Here is a 24,059-nt window from a genome sequence, read left to right on the forward strand (position 1 = left end):
ATTTTATTTTGCATTAGAGTATTTTTCAAATTCTCCACTTTCATCGATTTCATTGCCATAAAGTTTATGTAATTCATAGTAGTATTTTACAAATTCTTTACACTCTTCATCAAGTGGTAAAAACACCTCATCTTCTAAAACACAAAATTCGTCTAAATAATTTTTAGCATCTTCTTTTAGCATATAATGTCTTGCTAATTTATAGTAATTTTGCATAAATACAGCCTTAAAACTTTCATAAGCTTCTTCATCAAATTTAATGTTTAATTTCTCATTTGCAAAAGATAGCACCCCTGATTTAAACAACAACGATAAATGAATCAAACCTTCTGTATAATAAGGCTTAACCTCCTCTACTCTTTGCCAAGCAATCAATCCTATAGCTCTTTTGATAAGCTCATAAAACACAGGAAGCTTTAAATCATCTTCTTCATGCAAAAAGAAATTCACAAGCCCACCCGCAGTGGCTTTAAACTCTTCTATATTTTTAAACACACCGCTTTCATTCATTTTCTTTTCACTATCATTTGCCACAAAGAAAATATGCCCAAATTCATGGCCTATAGTAGAAACTTCATAAATTCTTTTCCATAATTTTTCATTGTAAAATAAAATTTCTCTACCATAATCTAAAAATTCTTTTTCAAACACCATAGAAGAAAGCTTCATAAAAGGCTTAGTTTTAGCATTTTCATAAACATAATTTAAAAAAGCAAAAATCTTTTTACCTGCTATATTACTTACATATTCATCATTTGGCACTACTTGTGCAGAAAAAAGCCCCTTAAGTTCTGCTCCATAAAAAATCATAGGCATACAAATATAAAGCTGAGTTTTATCAAGATTAAAATTTACCTCATTAAATAAATTTTCATCTTTTTCTTCTAAATTTGCATACACCATTGCAAAGCTTTTTTTGATTTTATCTTTAAATTCACTTCCATTAAAATCACTCACATCTTCTAAGCGTATATCCCACTCAAGTGCCACTGCATGCGTATAAGAGTCCTCATAGTATTCTAAAGGATGGCCAATTTGCAATGGACTTTTTACTTTCATCCATGCAAGTTCTGCTTCTTGCCATTTTTTAACTACTTTGTTATTATCTTTTTCACAAAATGCAAATTTTAATTTTTCTATATAATCAATATAAGCATTTTTTTCATCATCTAAAGCACAATTTCTTAATTTTTCTAAGAGCTTATCAAATTCATACTCAAGCTTTAAAACTTCATTTTCAAAAGCTTTTGCATAAGGTAAAAATCTCCAGAGTGTTCCTATTTTAACTAAAGCTCCATAACTTCTTTCACAAATTTCACCATCTTGATTAAGCTGATAGAGCTCATTTTGCTTTAAAAATTCCAAAGCATCGCTTAAATTTGAAAATTGTTCTTTTAAGATTTTATTATTTGTATCTAAAATTTGCTTACTCCAAACAAGCTCAAAAGAATTCATCACCACGCCTATATTATGCACACCTTGAACTAAATTTAAATAAAATTCATCAAGTAGATTTTTATTTTTAATTTCGTCAATTAAATCTTGGTGTTCTACTTCATAAAAGGCTCTTACTAAAGAAAAAACTTTATATTTTATTTGAGAAATTTCATCCTCGTTTAAACCTTTTTTTTCAAGCTCTTGGACTAAATTTTCTTCTTTTAAATCCACCAAGCGACGCAACATAGCTAAAACATTGCCTTTTTCATTTTCAAGACTAGCTAGTTCTAAAGCCCTATCTATCAAAGGATGGTTTTGATTAGTTTGGAGAATGTTATAAAGATTATTAATATTTTGCTTTCTATTTTTCACAATTTTTGCTATTTGTTTAAAATCGTTCATCTTTTTCCTTTTTATATTTTTAAAACTTAATTATAATGTTTTTTTTAAAACACAAGGAGAACATATGAAAGATATGGGAGAACCTAAACTAAGAGTTATAGCTATGCCAAGCAACACAAACCCCGCTGGTAATATCTTTGGCGGTTGGATCATGTCGCAAATTGATTTAGCTGGAGCTATCGCTGCAAGAGAACTTTCCCCGCAAAGAGTAGTAACCGTAGCAGTAGATAAAATCATTTTTAAAGAGCCAATTTTTGTAGGTGATTTAGTTTCTTGCTATGCAAAAATCATCAAAGCAGGCAATACTTCTATCACCGTAGAAGTAGAAGTTGTAACTCAAAGAGCTAATGAATATGGCCGTGTTTATTGCATGCATGTAACTTCAGCTATAGTAACTTATGTAAGCGTAGATAAAGATGGAAATAAATTTCCTATAGATGCGGATTTAAAAAGATTGCATGGCTTTTGATGATGTTTTATTGTATTTTTAAAAAAAATTTTATATCATCACAAAAAACTTTCTAAGGCTTATATATGCGTGGATATAAAATATTTTCTGGTTCAGCAAATGAGGAATTTGCTAAAAAAATCTCAAAATACCTTTCATTGCCCCTAAGCAATGCAGGTGTAAAGCGTTTTAGCGATGGTGAAATTAGCATTCAAATAGATGAAAGCGTGCGTGGTAAAGATGTGTTTATCATACAAAGTACTTGTGCTCCAACTAATGATAACTTAATGGAACTTTTAATCATGACTGATGCTTTGCGTCGCTCAAGTGCAAGCTCTATCACAGCTATCATACCTTATTTTGGCTATGCTAGACAAGATAGGAAAGCAAGTCCTAGGGTACCAATTACTGCAAAATTAGTAGCAAATCTTATAGAATCAGCAGGGGTAGATAGAGTAGCTACTATAGACTTACATGCTGGACAAATTCAAGGCTTTTTTGATATACCGGTGGATAATCTTTATGGAAGCATTATTTTTAATGAGTATATCAAAAACAAAAACTATAAAAATCCTATCATCGCAAGTCCTGACATAGGCGGTATAGCAAGAGCTAGAAGCGTAGCAAAAGCTTTAGGGCTTGATATAGTTATAGTAGATAAAAGACGCGAAAAAGCTAATGAAAGCGAAGTGATGAATGTAATCGGTGATGTAAAAGATAAAGAGGTAATTTTAGTAGATGATATCATTGATACAGCAGGAACTATAGTAAAAGCTGCTGAAGTATTTAAAAGCAAAGGTGCAAAGTCTGTTATAGCTTGCTGCACCCACCCTGTGCTTAGTGGTGTAGCTTATGAAAGAATAGCCAAAGAAGCACTAGATGAGCTAGTAGTAACTGATACTATACCTTTAAAACAACAAATGGATAAAATCCAAGTTCTAAGTGTAGCACCAATTTTTGGCGAGGTAATACGCAGGGTTTATCATAATGAAAGCGTGAATTCTTTATTTGTATAAATTCTTTGCAAGGATTACCTTGCAAAGAAAATCTAAACTTTAAAAAAGTCTATAATTTTATATTAATTAAAAATATATTCTGTTATAATTAACAAATTTTTATTAATTAAGGAATTATTATGATTAAAAATCTAATTATAAATTTTGGTAGAACTATATTAGATATAGTAGCCGCATTGAGCTTTATTATAGCGATTTTTTATTCTATTACAATAATGTTTACTCTAGGATTTATAGCAGGTTTAGTAACACTTATTGGATCTTTTATAGCAATATTTTTAAGCTTTTTTGTAATTTATCTTGTTATTGATATAAGAGATGCATTAGTTAATAAAAACTAATTACTGGTGGAGACGAGGGGAATTGAACCCCTGTCCAAAAATAAAACAACCACGGCATCTACATGCTTAGCAAAGGTGAAAATTTCATCTAGCCAAACTCACCTTCCAAAATTTCAAGCTAGACTAAGACTTTAACTTCGATTAAAACTTGTCAAATTTCAATCTACACTATCAAAAATGACCAAATTCTAAGCTAGATAGTATCACTTAAAATTCAGGCTCAACTGAACTTACGCAGCTTTAGCGTAAGCAGGAGCGAATTTAACGTTGTTTGCGTTTAATTTTAATTTGAGCTTTATACGCTTTGCTCAAAGCGACATGCCACCAAGGCCACTCTACTCCTGTCGAAGCCAAGTCGTCCCCGTTACTTAGAAATTTTATCTGGAACATTTGCAATCTGAGGATTAAACACACTTAAAAAAGAAGCATTTTTTTCATAATCACTGCAATATCTATCAAGCTGTTCACCCACTAAAAACATCCAATCCACAAATTCATCACTAGCAGGGCCATCAAATTTAACCGCTTCTTGCATTATCTCTTCACAAAAAGTGCAAAAATTAACAATTTCATCTAAATTTAGCCTTTTAGCCGCCCATACTACATTGTGGATATTTTGTTCTAAGTCTTTTAAAGCTTCTTTGTATTTTAAGCTATCACTACTTAATTTTACAATCAAAGGCTCCAAAATATCACAAAGACTTCTAAAAAAATACAAAAAACGCTCGATTTCCTCAAGCTCATAATCTAACTCTAATTGCTCTAAAATCCCCATAAAAACTTCTATAATCTAAGTTTAAATGTTTATTTTAGCAAATTTTAGATAAAATTAAAATTTCTTACAAAATAAAATGGAAAAAATATGGATAGAATCGTAGAGATTGAAAAATTCTCCCCTGATGAAACTTATGAAACAAGCCTAAGGCCTTCTAGTTTTGATGGCTACATAGGCCAAGAAAACATTAAAAAAAATCTTAACATTTTTATAAAAGCTGCCAAAAAAAGAAATGAGTGTTTAGATCATATACTTTTTAGTGGCCCTGCAGGCCTTGGCAAAACAACACTAGCAAATATCATCTCTTATGAAATGAATGCAAATATCAAAACCACAGCAGCCCCTATGATAGAAAAAAGCGGGGATTTAGCAGCGATTTTAACCAATCTTAGTGAAGGTGATATTTTATTTATCGATGAAATTCATCGCTTAAGCCCTGCTATAGAAGAAGTGCTTTATCCTGCTATGGAGGATTTTCGCCTTGATATTATCATAGGAAGTGGGCCTGCTGCACAAACGATAAAAATAGACTTACCCAAATTTACTTTAATTGGTGCTACCACAAGAGCAGGTATGCTAAGTAATCCTTTACGCGATCGCTTTGGTATGCAATTTCGCTTAGAATTTTATAAAGATGAAGAACTTGCTATCATTTTAGAAAAAGCCGCACAAAAGCTTAATAAAATTTGTGAAAAAAAAGCCTCTTTAGAAATAGCCAAACGCAGTCGTTCTACCCCAAGAATCGCACTAAGACTTTTAAAAAGAGTAAGGGATTTTGCTGATGTAAATGATGAAGAAATTATCAGTGAAAAAAGAGCCAAAGAAGCACTGGATTCTTTAGGGGTTAATGAACTTGGCTTTGATGCGATGGATTTGCGGTATTTAGAGCTTTTAACAGAAGCCAAAAGAAAACCTATAGGGCTTTCTAGCATAGCTGCAGCATTAAGTGAAGATGAAAACACCATAGAAGATGTTATAGAGCCTTATTTGCTAGCAAATGGCTACATAGAAAGAACAGCAAAAGGACGCATAGCAAGTTTAAAAAGCTTTGATGTGTTAAAGTTAAAATATAACAAAGGTTTATTTGATGAAAAATAGCAAATTTTTTCTAATTAGTTTTATTTTGATTGTATTGTTTTGGGTTTTGTATTTATTTAAACCTTTTTTAATGAATATTGCTATAGCAAGCTTAATGGCTGTTTCAACTTCAAATATCAATGTAAAATTTCTTAAAATTTTTAAAGACAAAAAAGTTATTGCAGCTGCGGCAACGACTTTATTTATGCTTGCATTGTTTTTTATTCCTTTTGTGTATGCTATAGTAGAACTTGCCAAAGCAGCAAAGAATTTTGATATAAATTATCTTCATACTACTATAGAGTATTTTAAAAATTATTCTTTACACTTGCCAGAATCTTTAAGTTTTATTGAACCAAAAATCAAAGAGGCATTAGCAAGTATTGATTTAAATTCTATTTCTAAAAATATCTTAACTTATCTTTCAAGTGCAACTAAATTTGGAACTAAATTTTTAACTGATATGGTATTAATTTGTGTGTTTTATTTCTTTGCTAACCTCTATGGAAGCCAGCTTATAAGCTACCTTAAAACCATCATTCCTATGAAAAAAGAAGAAACACAAAGCATTTTAAGCGAGGTAAGTAATGTGATGTCTGTAGTGTTTTACTCTATGGTGATAAACGCTATCTTACAAGGAGTGCTTTTTGCTATTATTGTTAAATTTTATGGTTATGATGCGATTTTAATGGGGATATTATTTTGCTTTAGCTCTTTGATACCTGTAGTAGGCGGAGCTTTAGTTTATGTGCCTATTTCTTTATATGAATTTGCAAATCACAACCTTAGCGGAGCTTTAGTCATTTTTGCTTATAGTGTGATAATGATTTCATTTATAGCAGATACTTTAGTAAAACCTTATATCATTAAATGGATAAATAATAAACTCGTTCAAATTCCAACGCAAATTAATGAACTTTTGATTTTCTTTGCTATGATAGCTGGAATTTCAAGCTTTGGTTTTTGGGGGATTATACTTGGACCTGCAATTTTGACTTTTTTTATTTCTACTTTAAAATTATATGTGATTTTAAAAGAAAAACACTTTGTATAATCTACACTGCTAAATTAGCAGTGTAGAGTTTTAATAACTTCCAACCACACAAGGATTCATAGTTTTAAAATTATCACTTACTATACAAGTTCTAGCTCTTTGAGTTAGTGCTGCTTCGTCTATCTCTTGGGTTTCTTCTTCTTCGTATTTAAAAGTAGGTGTTTGTTTTTGTGAGCTAGCTATTTGGCGTGATAGTTTTTGATAATCATCATTTTCAATACCACCAGAATTATTTAATTTTTCTAAATTAGGTATTGTTAAAGCTATATTATTCAATTTACCTTTGATAGTAAAATGTCCGTTGGAATCAACATTAGCTTTACCTTGCCAAGTTTCTAGTTTTATTTGATTATTAGCTATAGTAGTGGCTAATTCTCCACTAAGATTGCTTAATCTATCTACTTCAGCTTTTAAAGAAGCTAAAGTTGCTTCATTTTTTATACTTGGATTTTCATTGATTTTTTTAACATAATCATTATATTTAGTTATGGCTATTTTAAGTTGCTCTTGTATGGTTTTTAATTGAGCTAAGGCATTATTAGAAGAATCAACTAAAGGTTTTAATTTATCATTGATAAATGCTAAAAGATTTGCTTTGCTTGTTTTAAATTTATCATACTTAGAATAAGCCATTTTATAATCATTATGGATTTTTTCTAGTATTTCTTTCATGCCTTTTTGACCATATAAAGCTTCTAAGAAAGATATGCTTTGCTTTAATTCTTCACTTAATCCCTGAATTTTAAAATCTTTTATATCTACCCAGTAATTTCCACCAAATATTTCACCTAGCCATTTGTTTAAATCATTTGCACTAATTACATCATCACTTGCTAAGATAACATCGCTATCGCTTGGTTGGTTTGGATTATCAGGGGTGGTTGGTGGAGTGATGGTTGGTTTTTCTATAGTGTTTGCTTTAGATAAAAAGTCTTTATATGCATTTGCTTGGGTTTCATCTGTGTAAGTGTGGATATTGATTTTATCTTGGATATAGTCGTTTTTGTTAAAATCGTTAATATAATGATATATATTAGCGTTAGAAATATTTTTATTATTTTCATTTGCTATAAAAATATTAGCATATGATTCTCCTCCGTATGCTTGATCCCAATAAGATTTAGCTTTAACATTAGAACCTTCTTTAAAGTATAAATATACATTATGTATATACGCACCATTGTTACCTCCTTGTGCTCCACAAGAACCCATATTGAATACACCATTACATCCTAAAAATCCTCCAGCATAAGCACTTTGTGTTGCATTTGCATTGATATTAATTTTACCCTCTATTGCAATATTTTGAAACACTGCTGTTACTTTGTAACTTCTTCCAGCAAAAGAACCAGCATAACTTCCAGCTTGTGCATATTTATTATCAACATAAATATTTTCCAAGCCTTTGATATAAATATGATCAAATTTTGTATTATTACCTATCTCACCAAACATTCCACCTACAGCAGCAAATGCACCAGCAGCATCAACTTTTACATTTTTAATATTTTCCATATATACATTTTTAACATATTCTCCTGTAAATAATTGTCCTGCAAATCCACCAGCATGTGCTGGACCATTAACTTTTAATGTTATATTGTTTATAGAGTTAATAGCAATATTTTCAAAATTTCCCCTAGCATTTCCAGCAAATCCACCTATACCACCATAACCAGAACTAGATTTTCCTAAAATGTTATTTATATTATCTATATATATCTTAGTAAAATTTCCTCCAGCTATACCTGCAAAACCACCTATAAAAAATGAATTAGAATTATTATTTATAAAATCAATATTTTTTATTGAAATATCTGAAAAAAAACTACCATTATGCAAAGAATTTCCTACAAAACCGCCCATATATCTAACATTATTACCATTAATCCGACCACCCATATAATCTACTTTTATATTTCTAATATCAGAATAACTCACATTTCCAAAAATTCCAGCATAATCAATATTTTCAACATCCATATTAATATTTTTTAAAGTAAATCCTTGCCCATCAAAATTTTTATTAAAAGCGTTATTACCAGCATTACCTATTATCATAGAAGTGCATTGTCCTTGTGACATACAATAATTTGCATAGTTTTTACCTTGATTACCGCCAAAATCTATATCACTAGTTAATTTATAGGTGCCAAAAAAATCTCTCATGTTGTTTCTATCATAATTCCAACCCTTAGCAAAATGCCACCAATCTACATCAGAACCTATAGTAGCATGTTTTTCGAATTTATCTTTAGTTACTAATTGTTTGTTTGCTTTGTTTTCTATGTTATCATACTCTTGAGTAGTAAAATTTAGTTTTCCTATGTTATTACCATAATTATAATAAGATGTAGTAGATTGCTGTAAAGCACCCTTACTATAAGCACTAGCTATGATAGAATTTGATTTAATACCATCTACTTGTATATTTACTTCATTGCCTACTAAATGAACTTTACTTGCTGTGTTATTACTTGGGTTTTTCAAAGCATCACCACTAGTGTTTGCATTATGCATACCATGGATATTACCACCATCTATACTTACCTTATGTCCTATAAGCAATACATCATTTGCATTGATATTACCCATATTTACTACATTGCCAAGTTTATTTGCTTTAAACACAGGTGAAAAAGTTGCATAGTCTATAGTCTTTCCATTTGCGTATTGTCCGTTTGCAAATTTATTCATATCCTCATTACTCATCGATGAAGTAGAAGCTACAAAGCGATTAGCATTGATATTACCTGTTTTAGTAATGATTACTCCATTAGGATTGATTAAAAATACATTATTACCACTTGCATTTAATACACCTGCTATGGTAGATTTATTTGTTCCATGAGCTATGTTTAAATAGTTTTTACTATTACCACCAAAATTTACACTTTCACCTTTATTTATATTAAAACCACCACCCCATTGGATAACAGAATTAACTTTATTACCATTTATATGCATATTATTACCACTAACATTTATAGTTCCACTTGTGCCATGAGTAAATTTACCACCACTTGGTAAGGCAAATGCAGGTGAAAAAAGTAATGAAGCAACTATACTTGAAAGTAAGATGTGATTAGTTAGTTTTTTAGAAGGAGTTAAATCAAAATTATTCGATCCCCCCCCCCGTGGAGAAAATACTGCCATAATAAATCCTTTGTTTGAAAAAATTTATGTATGTTAATATTATATTTATAAAAAAATACTTAAGTTAATGGAATTTAATTTAAAAAATAACTATTCAATAATACTCAGAAAGTTTTTCTTTCTGAGTATGTATTTAATAACTTCCAACCACACAAGGATTCATAGTTTTAAAATTATCACTTACTATACAAGTTCTAGCTCTTTGAGTAATAGCTGCTTCTTCTATTTCTTGGGTTTCTTCTTCTTCGTATTTAAAAGTAGGTGTTTGTTTTTGTGAGCTAGCTATTTGGCGTGATAGTTTTTGATAATCATCATTTTCAATACCACCACCTTGGGTTGGTTTGTCTACATTAGGGGTATTTATTAAAGATGTATTGAATTTTCCTATTACTATAACTTTATTGTTATTGTTTTTATCTTTAAAAATTTGAAGATTATTTTCTTGTATAGATAATTTAGCATAAAGTAGTTTTGCTTCTTTGTCTAGTTCTTTTATATTATTTTTTATAGCTATAAAAGCAGGATCATTTTCATTTTTTATACCTTTGTCTATTAAGGTTAAAAAATCATTATAAGCTTTTATAAATCTTTTAAGTTTAGCTTGATTTTGTTCTAATTGTTTTTCTATATCTAAACCCAAAGAAACTACTTCTTTATTTAGTTTGTCTAATTTAGTATGCCATAAGTTTTTGTTTTTGTTAAAGTCTTTGATTTTATCATCTGCTTTTTTAAAGGATTGCTCAAAATCTTTTTTTGCATTATTTTCAAATTGAGCTTTATTTATATCATGATCTTTATAAGTATTTAAAAAACTTAAACTTTGCAATAAAGCTCTAGCATCATTTTCTTTAACACCTAAATAAGCTGTGATAAATTTAACTTGTTCATCTTCTGTTTTATTGGCTAAAGTTTTATATTCTTTTAGCAATTTATCTAATAATCTAATATTGATAACATATTTAATCTTATCAATATCTTTAATAATATAATCATTCCATACTGCATTAGAGATTAAATCATCTTTATCTAGGGTAGGTTTTTCATTAAGAATTAAATCTAGATTAGGAAGGATTGATTGGTTTGAGTTTTGAGGTAGTTCTGGATTTGTGATATTTGGTTTTTCTATGTTTGGTTCTACAAATTTATATTTGCTTTTAAACTCTTGGTAGGTTTTATCTTTATTATCATCACCATATATATGAGTAGTAAATTTATTTGTATTTATATTACTCATGATATCTTTAAAATCTTTTTCATGATGATAGATGTGAATGTTAGACATATTATCAGTGATTTTATCACTAAATTTGTATATTTTAACATTGTTATTTGTAAATGTTGTATTTGGATGAAAATAAACATGAATATTATTAAATTTAAATCTTCTATCACTATCATAATAACTTGGAGCAAAACCATAAATTGCTGAATTTTGCGTAGTAGGGTTTTTAAAGCTAATGTTATTTATACCATCTATAAAAATATCATTAAACTCTATTTTTCCATAACCATCATAATAATTGCTCTTAAAATCAGCAACAAATCCTGCTATGTTTACATGATCATAAAAACCCCTATCTCCATTAGAAGATTTTATACTATGTATATTTTTTAATATTATATTTTCAAATTTTCCACCTACACCTCCATCTCCCAAACCGATGCGTCCTACAAAGCCTCCAATATTCGCTCTACTGCTATTAGTAGTAATATTTCCTATATTATTCATATAAATATTTTTATACAAATTCTCATTACCATGGCTAACATCAATCGTTCCAGCAAAACCTCCAATCCTAGTATCAACATTACCATTTACATTAATACCATTAATATTATCTAAATATATATTTTCATATTTACCCTCATTAATATATCCAGCAAAACCTCCAATTCTTAAATCTCCACCTGAAGCATATTTAGTTTGAATTAAATTTATATTATTAATGTTTTTTAAAGAAATATTATTAAATTTTGGAGGATTAAATTCACTAAGATATGTTTGTCCTATACTTCCAGCAAAGCCTCCAAAGTAATTTCCCTCTGATGTAGAAGAAGTTGAAAGACTATCTGCTTGAATTTTAATATTACCAATATCATTAAGAAGTATATTTCTATAATCTCCTAAGTCGATACTTCCAGCAAAGCCTCCCAAAGAAGCTTTTATGGAAGAATTATGTAAAGTCATATTTAGATTTTTTATATCATTTAATGCAATTTTATTAAATACCCCATTAAATATTGCTCCAGCAAAGCCTCCCAAAAATAGATCTTTATAATTATTGTTTCCATCGTCTTCTTCAAAATAAGTTAAACCATGTATGGTTTTTAAATTTATATCTTCAAAACTACCACCATCAATGCGTCCTGCAAAGCCTCCTATGTTTGAAGAAGAAGCAATATTATCAACATTTTGAATGGTTTTAAAATTTATATTTTTAATATTATTTAAAGATATATTTGAAAAATTTCCATTTGCTATATATCCAGCAAAACCACCTAAACCGATAAAATAATCACTAGCATATCCATTAAGCGAGTCGTATCCATTTTCTCTAATACTTAAATTTTCTACATTTTTTAAAGAAATTCCATCAACAAAACCAAAAATAGAACCAGCAAAGCCACCTACTCCATAGGCATAGTGTTTCCAATAAACACCTCCTGGTATATCAACAATAGCACTATGCTTCACATCAAAATTCTTTATATTTTCTAAGGTGATATTTCTAAACATACCATTAGCATCTCCAGCAAAGCCACCTGTTCCATAAGTAGTAATATATCCAGAATCAACTACAACTTTGACATCATTTTTCAAACTAGTTAAATTCTTTAAACTAGCTCTATCTACAAAGCCATCTAAATAACCAGCAAATCCTCCAACATATTCATTTTTAGCATTAATGCCACCACCACTATAATCTACATTAATATTTGTAAAGCTTGCTTCTTTAGTTGCACCAAATATACCAACATAATGTTTTTTAGAATCATTATTTGTTAAATTTGCTGTATCTATATACATACCTTTTAATACAAAACCTTGTCCATCAAAATTTTTAGTAAAGGCATTATCTTTGGTATTACCTACTATCATGGAAGAACAACCAAGTCCATCTATGCAATAATTTGCATAATTTTTATCAGCAAAATTTATATTAGAAACTAATTTATATTCATTTGCAGTAGTTCTAAAACCATTTTTATTTTCATTCCAACCTTTAGCAAAATGCCACCAATCTTCTGTATTGGCTATAGAAACAAAATGTGCTTTTTTAAAGTTCTTATCATTGTGCTTATATCCCCCATATGAAGGTGTAGAATATTTTAAAAATATATTTAATGCTTCAGGGTTATAATAATACCCAGTAGCACTTAAATATATAGAACCTTTATTTTTAGCTGTGATATTTAATTTATTATTTTTGTTTATATTAGCTACATCAACATATACTTCATTTCCAACTAAATGTGTATTTTTGGAATTAACTTGGTTTAAATATAATTTTCCTTTATCATTACCTGCACTTGCATGCAATAAAACCTTATTGCCTATAAGCAATACATCATTTGCATTGATATTACCCATATTTACTACATTGCCAAGTTTATTTGCTTTAAATACAGGAGAAAAACTTCCAGCTTGTTCTTGTGATAAATTTGCAAATTTCCACATATCATCACTACTCATCGATGAAGTAGAAGCTACAAAGCGATTAGCATTGATATTACCTGTTTTAGTAATGATTACTCCATTAGGATTGATTAAAAATACATTATTATCTTTTGCATTTAATACACCTGCTATGGTAGATTTATTTGTTCCATGAGCTATGTTTAAGTAGTTTTTACTATTACCACCAAAATTTACACTTTCACCTTTATTTATATTAAAACCACCACCCCATTGGATAACAGAATTAACTTTATTACCATTTATATGCATATTATTACCACTAACATTTATAGTTCCACTTGTGCCATGAGTAAATTTACCACCACTTGGTAAGGCAAATGCAGGTGAAAAAAGTAATGAAGCAACTATACTTGAAAGTAAGATGTGATTAGTTAGTTTTTTAGAAGGAGTTAAATCAAAATTATTCGATCCCCCCCCCCGTGGAGAAAATACTGCCATAATAAATCCTTTGTTTGAAAAAATTTATGTATGTTAATATTATATTTATAAAAAAATACTTAAGTTAATGGAATTTATAATATTTTATAAATATTTTCTTCGTTAGTTAATTTTTTATCGTATTTTACTACTAAAAATTTGGAATTTTTATATACATCTAATACACCTTCTAAGGATTTTATAGTATTTAGATTTTGTTTTGTATCTAGTGGTAAATACACATTTTTAAAATCAGCTGGACTTTTTAAAAACAAAAGCAATACAAACCACACCGCAGACATAGCTACTAAAACAAAAGCAAGCGAAACTAAACTAAAATGATGTAAAAAATACCCTCCAACAACACCACCTAAAAAACTACCAAAATAACCAAAAGCATTAAAAACACCCAAAGCTGCACCTTTTTCATTTACTTTAGCAAATTTACTTGCACAACTTTGCATGATAGGCTCATGTAAGTTAAATCCTACAAAAAACACAACAACACCTATCATAAAAACCAAGGCATTATGCGAGAAAGCAAATATCACATAAGCAACGATAAAAAACACCACTCCCAAAAGTAAAATTTCCTTACTAAGCCCTCTTCTTTCTCCTAAAGAGCCTGAAAGCCCCATAGCTAAAAAACCTAAAACCATCGAGCTAACATACACATGCCATAAATTTTCACTTGGGTAATCAAACTCATGCACTAAAACCAAAGGAATGCTTAAAAATGCTATGCTCATGAGCATTTTTTGCATACAATTAGTAAGATTCATTAAGGCTAAATTTTTTTCTTTCAAAAGTTTTTTTAGCGGAGTTTTAGTGTTTTCATGCACTATAGTATGTTCTTTTGGCACTACACTAAATAAAAGCAAAATACAAAGCAAGCTTAAAATAGCACTTAAATCAAACAAACTTGAAAGCCCAAATTTAGCACTCATTAATGGAGAAAGCACTAAAGAAGCTGCAAAAGAAATTCCTATAAAAGAACCCATAATAGCCATAGCTTTGCCACGATTTTCTTCATTGATAAAATCACTTATCATAGCAGTAGCTACTGCTCCAATAGCCCCTGCACCTTGTAAAAGCCTACCAAACATCATAGTATAAATATCATTTGCATAAGAACACACCATAGAACCTATGATAAAAACTACAAGCCCTATAAGCATAGTTTTTTTACGCCCTATTTTGTCTGAAATGATTCCAAAAGGAACTTGTAATGCCATTTGAGTTAAAGCATATACACCCACTAAAAGCCCAACTAAAAATTCATTTGCACCTTGTAAATTTAAAGCGTATAAACTCAAAACTGGCAAAACTATAAATAATCCAAAAAATCTTGTCCCTACTATGAAAGATAAAGGTAAAACGGTTTTTAACATAACTTTCTCCTTATAAAGGATAATTTTACTATGATTTTGATAAACTTTTTTTAAAAGTCTATACAAAAAGAGTGTTTTATGAAGAAAAAATTAAAGATAATTGTAGCAAGTTCTAATACACACAAAATTAAAGAAATAAAAAAATTTTTAGTAAATTATGAAATTTATGCTTTAAATGAGATTATCACTCCATTTGAAATCATAGAAAATGGTAAAAGTTTTAAAGAAAATGCTTTGATAAAATCCAAAGCTGTTTTTAATGCTTTAAAAGAAAAACAAAATGAATTTATAGTTTTAAGTGATGATAGTGGCATTAGTGTAGCAGCTTTAGACAATGCACCTGGGATTTTTTCTGCTAGGTATTCTAAAGAAGGCACAGACAAAGCAAACAACGAAAAACTCATTAAGGCTTTAAATGAAAAAAATCTCAACCAAAGTAAAGCTTTTTACACAGCAGCCATTGCTATAAGTTCAAAGTATGGGCATTTTAGCACACATGGGTATATGCATGGAGTAGTAATAAACACACCAAAAGGAAATAATGGATTTGGTTATGATCCTTTATTTATACCAAAAGGTTTTGATAAAACTTTAGGCGAGTTAGATGAGCAAGTAAAATTAAAAATTTCTCACCGCTCACAAGCATTAATACATTCTACTTATATATTAAGAATTTTAGAAAAAACGGAAAAACAATGAAACAATTTATAAAATACATCCTTATAGCTTTGGCACTTTATGTGATTTGGATGGTGCTTTATTATAATTTTGCTTAAGATAATGATAACTTATAATAAAACTTGGTAATAAAAAAAGCGAACCAAATAAAAGCAAACTCATAGCTAAAACCGTTAATAATCCAAAATAAATCGTAGGTATAAAATTACTACTTACCATTACTAAAAAACCTAAAATAATAGTAACACTAGTATAATAAATCGCACTACCTATCCCTAAATGCGAATCTTTGATAGCTTCTTTTAAATCTTTGTGTTTTAATTCTTCTTTAAAACGATGAATATAATGAATCATATCATCAACGCCTATTCCTATACAAATAGCAGCTATGGTAATACTCATAATATCCAAAGGTATATTAAAAATTCCCATCAAACCAAATACCAAAGCCAAAGGAATAATATTTGCCAAAATAGCTATTAAAGCATAAATAAAACTTCTAAAAATCACCACAAACAAAGCAAAAATCACAAGCACTACAAAAACCAAAGTATCAAATTGTGAAGAAAAAAGGCTTTGAAGCATATTATTATACAAGAGCATAATACCACTAATTTTCACTTCTACATTGTCGTTTTTTAAAAGCTCATTTAAGTCTTTTTCAAGTTGTTTTAAAAAAGCATCGCGTCTTAAATTTGGGTCGCTATCTAACATACGCAAACTAAATCTTAGCTCATCATTTTGTATATTTACATAAGGATTTAAAACTTGACTTTTAAAATTTTCATCTAAATTTTCATATAAAAATGCCAAAGCAAAATCATCTAAATCTTTGCCATCATTTATACTTTTACCTAGTTCAAGTAAGCTTTGCAAACTAAGCACCGAACCGACATATTTTTGCTTGCTTAAAAATTCATGAACCTTAGTAGCAATTCTTGTTTTTTCACTACTAAAAAAATACCTATCATCTTGTGCTAAATTTTCAAATTCTTGCTCAAAATCATCGTTGATATTTTTTTGCTCAGGGCTTTTTTTAAATTTAACAATCACATCCAAAGGCATAGTTCCGCCTAATTCTTTATCTATAACCAAAAGTCCTTGTTTTATCCTAGAATCATCTTTAAAATAACTTACAAAGCTATTTTCAACCTTAATTTGCAAAATTCCATATATAGCAAAAAATACACAAGCTATACTAATGCTATAAATAATTTTTCTATGTTTTAAACTTGCATTGGCACAAAATGCTAAAAATTTAATGGAATTTTTATCAAGCTCTTTTACTTTTGGTCTTGGTAATAAAACTACAATACAAGCAAAATATATATAAGCTAAAATCAAACTTATACTAATTCCAAGACTCATCATAATACCCAGTTTTATAATAGGCTCAATATCAGAAAAAACAAAACTTAAAAATCCAACTATAGTGGTTAAAATCGCAAAAAAACTTGGATTTGCTTTATTTAGCAAAGTTGAAAGTAATAATTTATAAATACTAGTTTTTGGATGCTTGTGTAAATTTTCTATAAAATGCACAATCAAATGAATCACCACAGAAACGGTGATGATTAAAACCAAAGCTACATAATTAGATGAAACTATAGTTATATCAAAACCCAAAAGGGCGAAAATTCCACTAGAAGTAAAAAGTGAGATTATACAAATTCCTAAAGCTAAAAACACAAAATACAAAGAACCAAAAAACCACCAAAGTGCTATAAACAAAAGTCCTATTAAGCTTAAACCATAAATTTTTAAATCACTTTTTACATAAGAAATCATATCATTAGCGATCATTTCAACCCCGCCAAGGTGTAAAAAGTTATTATCGCTAGTATATTTTGATACCACTTCGTTAATATGCTTTAACCTTTGTTCGCTATAAATTCTTGCTTGTTCTTGATGATTTTTAATCAATTTTCTAAAATGTTCTTTTGTTTTCTCATCTTTTGCTTCATCGCGTGATTGAATAAGTTTATTGTAAATTTTATCAGGTGCAAGATAAATCAAAATTCCTGCCGTTGTGCCATCTTTTGAAATGATATTATTTTTATAAAATGGATGATTTAAAATTTCTTTTTTAGCTAAGTTAATGTCAATTCCTTGACTAAAAATATTAGGTATATTTTTTATAATTTCTTTTAAATCTTTATTTTTTGAGCTTGCAAGCAAGGGTGCATTAGCAATGGAAAAAATTTTATCCACCCCGTCAATTTTAGAAATCTCATCTCCAAGATTTTTAATAATCTTCAAATTCTCAGCAGTAAAAATATCTGAATTTTTAGGTGTAAATGCTAGCATTAAAAAATTATCACTGCCATAGCGTGCTGCAATTTCTCTATAAGTTTTCAAATTCTCATCATGCTCTAAAAGCAAACTTTCAGCGCTTGCATCAACACTTAAATTTTTAGCAAAAAAACTAAAAAATAAACAAAAAATCAAAGTTATCCCCAAAGTTCGCTTTGGAGAATTAAGAAAAATTTTTAAGATTTTACTTAGCATTATTTAGAAAAATCAACACTAGAAAGTTTGTCTAATAAAGTTTTAAAATCCGCATTTTGTAAAATATCTTTAAATTGCGAGCGATAAGTTTGTATAATGCTTATACCAAAAATATCTACATCATAAATTTGCCAATCATTGTTTTTATCATAAAATTTAAAAATCACATAATTTTCCTTGCCATCTACTAACATAGAGGTTTTTAAAAATGCTCTTTTGTTTTTTTCTTCTAAATTAAGCACTTTTAATTTTTGAGAATCATATAAAGAAAGTTTATTGGTAAAACTTTTTTTAAGATTATCTTCAAATGCTTTATTAAATTGCATTTTTTCTTCAGTATTTAATTTTTCATATCTTGTAGAAAGGCTAAGTTTTGCCATAAGTTCATAATCAAAAATACCATCAAAAAGTGCAAAAATTTTATTTGCTGCTTGATTTTTGTCGTTTTTGTTTTGATCTAAAATTTTCAAGCTTTCATCGATTTTTTCTTGCATAGTTTTAGAAATATCTTGTAAATTTAATGCAAAAATAAAAGAAACACTAAATAATAACACTAAAATTTTACGCATATTTTCTCCTTTTATTTGATCAAATCCCATCGTCTTTGCTCGTAAGCATCGCGTATAAAAGTATAATAATCTACACTATTTTGGTAAATATCATCTAATTTTTCATATTCAAAACTTAAATCATTGACTTTTAAAGCCACATTTATGCTTGCTCCAAGCCAAAAATTTTCAATATAACCTTCAGGCACCATAAACCAATTCACTGGTAAAGCTAAAGTGTCTCTTATATTAGATGGTCCTAAAAATGGCAATACTAAATGCGAACCACTACCTACTCCCCATTTACCCAAAGTTGTTCCAAAATCAGCTTCATAACTTTTTAAATGAGTTTTGCTAGCACTATCTAATAAGCCAAAACCAAAAATCACATTAATACAAAATCTTCCAAATTCTTCACCTGCCTTTTTAAATTCAAAAGTTAGAAGATGATTGAGTATTCTAGCAGGTGATCTTGTAGTGTCAAATACATTTTTAATCCCACTTCTTACAAAACTTGGAGTAATACTCTTATATGAAATTACTATAGGTCTTAAAAAATAAGTATATAAATCATAGTTAAATTTACTCATAGCTTTATTATAAGTATAAAAGCTATCTTGTATTTCTTTTTGTTGGAATTCTTGCTCAAAATCTAACTCATTCACAGCAAATAAAACATTAAAAAATAATGCTATACATATAAAATATTTCAACAATTAATCACCTTAAAATTTGCAATAAAATCAAAAATTATACAATAAAATCAAAAACAATTATATATATTTTATAAGTTCAAAATATGATGAAAAAAAATTATAATTTTTTTGATTTAAGTTGATAAAAGCTTTAGAAAATATGCAAAAAAATGAAAAAATATTTTTAGCAAAAAAATAAGCTATAATTTTTCGAACTAACTACACAAAGGATGAAAATGAAAAAAATTTTAATCTTGTTATTTTTATGTATTTTTGGCTATGGTGCTGATGTAAATATAGCCGCAGCTGCTAATGTAGCTTATGCTTTTAAAGCTTTACAGAAGGAATTTCAAAAAGAAAATCCAGATATTAGTATCAATGTAAGCTTAGGTGCAAGTGGAAATTTAGTTTCACAGATTAAAAATGGTGCTCCATTTGATATTTTTATGGCTGCAAATATGAAATTTGCACAAAATTTATATGATGAAAATTACGCTAGCACTAAGCCTGTAATATACGCACAAGGTGCTTTAGCTTTGCTTAGCATAAGAACTCAAACTATAAATTTAAAAAATGGTTTAGATGCTTTAAAAGATACAAAAGTTAAAATTATCACTATAGCAAACCCAAAAGCAGCTCCCTATGGCCAAGCTAGTATACAAACCCTACAAAATGCTAAAATTTACAATCAAGTAAAAGAAAAAATCATAGAAGCAAAATCCATAGGAGAAGCTCTTACTCAAACATTAAAAGCTGCAGATGTAGGATTTATAGCAGCAAGTGCGTTATATGAAGATGGGTTAAAAAAATACAATCTTGAAAAAGGGAAAAATTATATTTTAATAGATCCAAATCTTTACGAACCTATCAATCAAGGAATTATCATAACTTCTCATGGAAAAGATAATGCTAAAGCTAAAAAATTTTATGATTTTATTTTAAGTCCTAAAGCAAAAGAAATTTTTAAAGCTTATGGTTATAATACACCATGATTAAAGCAAAAATCAGCAAGATAAATACGCATGAAAATATTAATTGGATAGAATTTCACAACCAAAACCATAAATTTTTCATGCTTGCTTTAGAACTTGATGAAAAAGCATGCGTAAATCAAGAGGTTGTTTTAGCTTTTAAAAGTAGTGAATGTTTATTAAGTAGAAAAAGTTTAAATAATTCATTTTTAAATAGTATTTATGCAAAAATTATAGATATCTTTCAAGGAAAAATCATCACTATAATAAGATTAGAAAGTGAAATTTGTGTTTTTGAAGCCCAAATTAGCACTTTTGAATTTTTAGAGCAACAATACAAAATAAACGATTATATATTTGCTTATATTAACCCCAATGCTTTGTTTATTAAAGAGTATTTATGCTAAAAATTGATTGTGAAAAAATTTTCAAAGATAAGGAAAAAGAATTTAAACTCAAAGTCAAATTTGAAGTTAATGAAGGTGAATTTTTTGCTATTTTTGGTAAAAGCGGTAGCGGTAAAACTACACTTTTAAGAATAATAGCAGGATTTGAAAAAGCACAAGGAATTTGCACTTTCAATGATACAATTTTTTTTGATAAAAATAAATTTTTAAGTGTTCAAAAACGAAATATCGGCTTTGTTTTTCAAGATTATGCTTTGTTTGAAAATATGAGCGTAGAGCAAAATTTGCTTTATGCTAAAAATGATATTTATTTTGCAAATGAGCTTTTAGAGCTTTTAAATTTAAGTAAATACAAAAAAAGTCATATTTTAGAATTAAGCGGGGGACAAAAGCAACGCGTAGCCTTAGCAAGAACCCTTATGCGAAAACCAAAACTTCTACTTTTAGATGAGCCATTTAGTGCCCTAGATAATGAAATAAAACTACATCTTCAAGAATACCTTTTAAATATACATAAAACCTATAAAATCACAACTATTTTAATTAGCCATGATGTTAGTGAAGTTTATAAATTAGCCGATAAAATCATAGTATTAGAAAATGGGAATTTAATCAAACAAGGCACACCAAATGAAATCTTTTTAAAAACACAGGGCTCACAAAAATTTGCCATTAAAGCACGCATCTTAAAACTACAAAAACAAGATAGCATAATCATAGCTATATTAAGCATAGGTTCACAAATCACCCAAGTAGCTTTAAGTCCTTTAGAGGCATATAAATTTAAAGAAAACGATGAAGTAATCTTAAGTCAAAAAGCATTTAGTTTAAATTTAAATAAATTATCATAAATGTGTTAAAATACAAGAATTATTTTCTTTAAGGCGATAAATGACTTATGGATTTTTTATCTTAAAATTTTATACTAGCTTATGGACAAAATGGAAGATAAGATTATCTTGTGGTTATTTTATAGCCCCTACTGCACCTCCTTTTATCCTTTTTTAATTTCATTTTAAAAATTATTAGCAAAGGATATAAAATGCATTGGTTGGTTTTAGCAATTAGCATAGTTTTTGAAGTAATTGCAACAAGTTCTATGAAGTATGCAAGCATTAGCAAAAATAATCTTTATTTAATCGTTTTTGCGGTGTTTTTTTCATTTTCTTTAGCAGGTTTATTTTATGCTTTGAAAAAAATTGACTTAAGTATAGCTTATGCAACTTGGGCAGGATGTGGCTTGGCATTAGTTAGCATAGTAGGATTTTTAATCTTTAAAGAAGCAATTACTATCAATAAAATCATTTTTATCATTTTAATCATCACAGGAGTGGTAGGATTAAAACTTAGTGCTTAAGCCTTTTTGGCTTAAAGCACATTCATACTTTGTATCATTACTTTTGCTTTACATTCAGCACAGCAATATAGTGTTTTTATTTTATTTTTATCACCCATAAATTTAGGTTTCATTATATTGGCTATTTTTTCAATAGCCTTTTTAGTTGCAAATTCTTTCCCACACTCTATGCAGGCAAAAAGTTCATCTTGAGCTAAAATCATAAAAGAAAAATAATCTTTTTCTAAATCTATCCCACTTCTTTGAAGCACCAAAGTATCTTTTTCAGCACAACTTGCTTCACAATACCCACAAGTAGTGCATAAACTTGCATTAAATTTCAAAGAATTATCCTTAGTATCAGCTACTAAAGCTCCGACATTACAAGCACCAACACAAGAAAGACATAAAGTACATGTGTCTGTATTGATAGTGATTTTTCCATAACGAATCCATTCTTTACTTGGGATATTGCCTAAATTTTCTTCTTTTATAAGCTCTCTTAATCTTATAGCAAAATCCTCTCTTTTCAAAAGGGAAGGATTATAAGAAATAAATTTAAGATTTTCAATAAATTTTGCATTATTTATAGCATTTAAAAGCTCATCTTCATTTTTTGCCCAAAAAATTGCATTTTGTTTAAATTTTCTTTGAAAAATTTCATTTATCAAATCAATAACTTCTAAAATCCCTTTTGATAAACTTTTAGTATAAAAAATCACATTTGCACCACTTGTTTGAAGCATGGCTAAAAAATGCGTTTGATCAAGATAATTTTCACTTTTAATCATAAAAGGCATTACATTTTCTTTTAAAGTTATATTTAAATTTTCTATAGACATAGTTTCAGGAATGATTAAAATGATTTTATCTTCATAAAATTTTAAAATTTCATAAAAGCTATTGCGTGGCATAGGAGCATAATCAAGTGCCCCACTAGGACAAATACTTACACAATCTCCGCAATTTACACAATCTACATGAGAAAATTCTAATCTTTTTTGTTCATCGTCTTTTAAAATAGCCACACTAGGACAAATTTCAGCACATTTTCCACAATGAACACTTCTTCTTTCATGGTATTGACAAATGCTATCATCATAACTAATATAATTTTTAAATTTATATTTTGGAGAATTAGAATTTAAAAGCTTTATAAGTTCATCTTGACTTAAAGTAGTTAAATCATAACAACCACTTTGTTGATTAAAACTTTCTTTTTTTACATCATATAAGAAAAAATCACAATCAATTTCTACTTGCTCATTGTCTTTTAATGCTATCACACAAAGCTCGCCCACACAGCCTAAAACACCCAAGCATTGCTCATTGTTTAATTTTAAAACCTTGTATTCTTGTTTTTTTAAATTTTCTATTAGCTCATTTTGTTCCTCATCACTCACAATGATTACATTTTTACCCACTTCTTTGGTGTATTCTAAATCAAGCCCTAAATCATAAACCTTTGCTCTTATGGTATAAAAAGAATCAATAGTTTTTGATTTTTTAAGCACATCATCTTGGGAATTTTTTAAATAAAAATTAATTTCAGGTGCATAAATTTCAGGATTTAAAAGCTTTGAATTTCCTATAAAAACTTCTTCATCACAGGCCTTTTGAACTATACTAATATCATCACTTAAAGGGATTAAATCTTCATTTTCTAAAAATACAAAATCTTTCATCAATGCTCTCTTTTATT

Annotated in this window: 19 protein-coding genes and 1 other RNA gene; 10 read left to right on the forward strand and 10 right to left on the reverse strand. The window is 28.6% G+C overall.

Annotation, left to right across the window (positions count from 1 at the left end):
* Positions 1-3: 3 nt before the first annotated feature.
* Entirely contained in the window at positions 4-1,839 is a 1,836-nt protein-coding gene (ciaB, locus tag CPEL_RS06920; protein ID WP_044599199.1) for an invasion protein CiaB, read from the reverse strand.
* 64 nt (positions 1,840-1,903) lie between these two features.
* Here ciaB and CPEL_RS06925 point away from each other — a divergent pair, with 64 nt between their 5' ends.
* The 3 genes from CPEL_RS06925 to CPEL_RS06935 all read left to right on the forward strand — a co-directional run bounded on the left by CPEL_RS06925 (position 1,904) and on the right by CPEL_RS06935 (position 3,644).
* Positions 1,904-2,308, forward strand: coding sequence for an acyl-CoA thioesterase (locus tag CPEL_RS06925; protein WP_044599200.1), 405 nt, complete (start codon positions 1,904-1,906; stop codon positions 2,306-2,308).
* A 65-nt stretch (positions 2,309-2,373) separates the two neighbouring features.
* Positions 2,374-3,303 carry a ribose-phosphate pyrophosphokinase gene (locus CPEL_RS06930; RefSeq protein ID WP_044599201.1) on the forward strand — a complete coding sequence of 310 codons (930 nt, stop codon included), beginning with the start codon at positions 2,374-2,376 and terminating at the stop codon, positions 3,301-3,303.
* Between the two features lie 119 nt (positions 3,304-3,422).
* Positions 3,423-3,644, forward strand: coding sequence for a hypothetical protein (locus CPEL_RS06935; protein WP_044599202.1), 222 nt, complete (start codon positions 3,423-3,425; stop codon positions 3,642-3,644).
* 4 nt (positions 3,645-3,648) lie between these two features.
* On the opposite strand, the gene ssrA is transcribed toward CPEL_RS06935, so the two are convergent.
* Both ssrA and CPEL_RS06940 read right to left on the reverse strand, forming a co-directional pair.
* Positions 3,649-4,007: a transfer-messenger RNA gene (gene ssrA / locus CPEL_RS08885) on the reverse strand.
* 1 nt (position 4,008) lies between these two features.
* The gene (locus CPEL_RS06940; protein ID WP_044599203.1) at positions 4,009-4,419 is read right to left on the reverse strand and encodes a hypothetical protein; all 411 of its coding nucleotides are present in this window, start codon (positions 4,417-4,419) and stop codon (positions 4,009-4,011) included.
* 87 nt (positions 4,420-4,506) lie between these two features.
* Between CPEL_RS06940 and ruvB the strand changes: the two genes are divergently transcribed.
* Entirely contained in the window at positions 4,507-5,517 is a 1,011-nt protein-coding gene (gene ruvB / locus CPEL_RS06945) for a Holliday junction branch migration DNA helicase RuvB (protein WP_044599204.1), read from the forward strand.
* On the forward strand, positions 5,507-6,550 hold the full coding sequence (locus tag CPEL_RS06950; protein ID WP_044599205.1) for an AI-2E family transporter: 1,044 nt from the start codon (positions 5,507-5,509) through the stop codon (positions 6,548-6,550). Before ruvB ends, CPEL_RS06950 begins: the two co-directional genes overlap by 11 nt.
* Before the next feature lie 30 nt (positions 6,551-6,580).
* Here CPEL_RS06950 and CPEL_RS06955 read toward each other — a convergent pair whose 3' ends face one another.
* The 3 genes from CPEL_RS06955 to CPEL_RS06965 all read right to left on the reverse strand — a co-directional run bounded on the left by CPEL_RS06955 (position 6,581) and on the right by CPEL_RS06965 (position 15,214).
* Positions 6,581-9,706, reverse strand: a complete 3,126-nt coding sequence (locus CPEL_RS06955; RefSeq protein WP_044599206.1) for a two-partner secretion domain-containing protein — start codon at positions 9,704-9,706, stop codon at positions 6,581-6,583.
* A 133-nt stretch (positions 9,707-9,839) separates the two neighbouring features.
* Positions 9,840-13,844 carry a two-partner secretion domain-containing protein gene (locus tag CPEL_RS08800; protein WP_049984601.1) on the reverse strand — a complete coding sequence of 1,335 codons (4,005 nt, stop codon included), beginning with the start codon at positions 13,842-13,844 and terminating at the stop codon, positions 9,840-9,842.
* Between the two features lie 74 nt (positions 13,845-13,918).
* Positions 13,919-15,214, reverse strand: coding sequence for an MFS transporter (locus CPEL_RS06965; RefSeq protein WP_044599207.1), 1,296 nt, complete (start codon positions 15,212-15,214; stop codon positions 13,919-13,921).
* A 78-nt stretch (positions 15,215-15,292) separates the two neighbouring features.
* On the opposite strand from CPEL_RS06965, the gene rdgB reads away from it, so the two are divergent.
* On the forward strand, positions 15,293-15,913 hold the full coding sequence (rdgB, locus tag CPEL_RS06970; RefSeq protein ID WP_044599208.1) for an RdgB/HAM1 family non-canonical purine NTP pyrophosphatase: 621 nt from the start codon (positions 15,293-15,295) through the stop codon (positions 15,911-15,913).
* Between the two features lie 21 nt (positions 15,914-15,934).
* Here rdgB and CPEL_RS06975 read toward each other — a convergent pair whose 3' ends face one another.
* Genes CPEL_RS06975 through CPEL_RS06985 form a run of 3 tightly spaced genes read right to left on the reverse strand, consistent with a single transcriptional unit; the run spans position 15,935 to position 19,664 of the window.
* Positions 15,935-18,400 carry an efflux RND transporter permease subunit gene (locus CPEL_RS06975; protein ID WP_044599209.1) on the reverse strand — a complete coding sequence of 822 codons (2,466 nt, stop codon included), beginning with the start codon at positions 18,398-18,400 and terminating at the stop codon, positions 15,935-15,937.
* Positions 18,400-18,969, reverse strand: coding sequence for a transporter, toluene tolerance family (locus tag CPEL_RS06980; protein ID WP_044599585.1), 570 nt, complete (start codon positions 18,967-18,969; stop codon positions 18,400-18,402). Before CPEL_RS06980 ends, CPEL_RS06975 begins: the two co-directional genes overlap by 1 nt.
* 11 nt (positions 18,970-18,980) lie before the next feature.
* Positions 18,981-19,664, reverse strand: a complete 684-nt coding sequence (locus CPEL_RS06985) for an MlaA family lipoprotein (protein WP_049984602.1) — start codon at positions 19,662-19,664, stop codon at positions 18,981-18,983.
* A 215-nt stretch (positions 19,665-19,879) separates the two neighbouring features.
* On the opposite strand from CPEL_RS06985, the gene modA reads away from it, so the two are divergent.
* The 4 genes from modA (at position 19,880) to CPEL_RS07005 (ending at position 22,378) form a co-directional block, all read left to right on the forward strand.
* Positions 19,880-20,635: a molybdate ABC transporter substrate-binding protein gene (gene modA, locus CPEL_RS06990; RefSeq protein ID WP_044599210.1), complete on the forward strand. Its 756-nt coding sequence runs from the start codon at positions 19,880-19,882 to the stop codon at positions 20,633-20,635.
* Entirely contained in the window at positions 20,632-21,021 is a 390-nt protein-coding gene (locus CPEL_RS06995) for a hypothetical protein (protein ID WP_044599211.1), read from the forward strand. The genes modA and CPEL_RS06995 overlap by 4 nt, the downstream gene beginning before the upstream one ends.
* Positions 21,015-21,872: an ATP-binding cassette domain-containing protein gene (locus tag CPEL_RS07000; protein WP_044599212.1), complete on the forward strand. Its 858-nt coding sequence runs from the start codon at positions 21,015-21,017 to the stop codon at positions 21,870-21,872. The genes CPEL_RS06995 and CPEL_RS07000 overlap by 7 nt, the downstream gene beginning before the upstream one ends.
* A 191-nt stretch (positions 21,873-22,063) precedes the next feature.
* Entirely contained in the window at positions 22,064-22,378 is a 315-nt protein-coding gene (locus tag CPEL_RS07005) for a DMT family transporter (protein ID WP_044599213.1), read from the forward strand.
* Between the two features lie 11 nt (positions 22,379-22,389).
* Here the strand turns inward: CPEL_RS07005 and CPEL_RS07010 are convergent, their stop codons facing one another.
* A complete protein-coding gene (locus tag CPEL_RS07010) occupies positions 22,390-24,042 on the reverse strand; it encodes a 4Fe-4S binding protein (protein WP_044599214.1) in 1,653 nt (550 codons plus the stop codon).
* Positions 24,043-24,059 lie beyond the last annotated feature (17 nt).

The sequence above is a fragment of the Campylobacter peloridis LMG 23910 genome (assembly GCF_000816785.1).
GTDB lineage: Bacteria > Campylobacterota > Campylobacteria > Campylobacterales > Campylobacteraceae > Campylobacter_D > Campylobacter_D peloridis.